The following is an 879-nucleotide window of genomic DNA, read 5'->3' on the forward strand; positions in this document are numbered from 1 at the left end:
CGCCTTCATGTGATTGTAGCTATTGCTGCTAACTAATTTTCCCGATACAAGCGAGTTTATAAATATCGACAAATCTTGGGGTGTAGACAAGATATCCCCCACACCTACCACGTTTGGAAAATAGATTTCTTTAACCGGAACCCAAGATCCTTGAAACGAGTAAGGTCCTGCTTCGAGTGATAAACTATTATTTCTTGTTGCTGCAATTGTGTTTTTCAGGCCAATCTTATTGATAATTCTTTGTTTCAGTGCTGCTTGGTAGGTTTTGTTCGTGATCTTCTCTACTATATATCCAAGCAACAAGAAGCCATCGTTTGAATACTGCTGTTTAGCTCCAGGCTCGAAATGCGGTTTTACCTGAGCAATTTTGTCAAGCAGTTCTGCTTTGGTATGTGGCTCAGTAATCCATTCGATGTTTTCGTTCATATGGTCTGAAAGGCCGCTAGTATGGGTAAGCAATGTCTTCGTTTTGAGGGACAATTTTTTTTCTTTGCCGTAATTGTTGCAATTAAACTTACAGCTGAAAGAAAGATATACAGTAGGGGATGAATACTTTCGTTTTTTGAGACTAATTTAAAAGCGAAACTGAATACCTATCAAAATTCACCGTTTTTCGATAATGCCCCATGTCATGCAACTATCTTTACATTTGATTGTCCTTTAGTAAACGAATATATATATATATATGATACCTAAGATCCTGAGAAATTTGTTGCTTATTTCAGCTGTAGTAGTTGTACAAAATGTTTACGGACAAACCAGCCGAAATTTGAAACATCTGGATAGTTTGTTGGAAAAAGCACATAATCTTGGCGTATTTAATGGGAATTTGCTCGTCTCTGAAAGAGGAAAAATAATTTATAAGAAAACAATTGGCTC

The 879-nt window shown here is 36.6% G+C and carries 1 protein-coding gene and 1 pseudogene; one reads left to right on the forward strand and one right to left on the reverse strand.

The window, feature by feature from the left end; translation table 11 throughout:
• Positions 1–480: serine hydrolase domain-containing protein (locus tag OQZ33_RS24135; RefSeq protein WP_265802130.1), on the reverse strand; the 480-nt coding region annotated here is incomplete at its 3' end.
• A gap of 205 nt (positions 481–685) precedes the next feature.
• Here OQZ33_RS24135 and OQZ33_RS24140 point away from each other — a divergent pair.
• Positions 686–879, forward strand: a pseudogene (locus OQZ33_RS24140) (hypothetical protein); the annotation flags it as partial.

The organism is Pedobacter sp. MC2016-05, assembly GCF_026239735.1.
Taxonomy (GTDB): Bacteria; Bacteroidota; Bacteroidia; order Sphingobacteriales; family Sphingobacteriaceae; genus Pedobacter.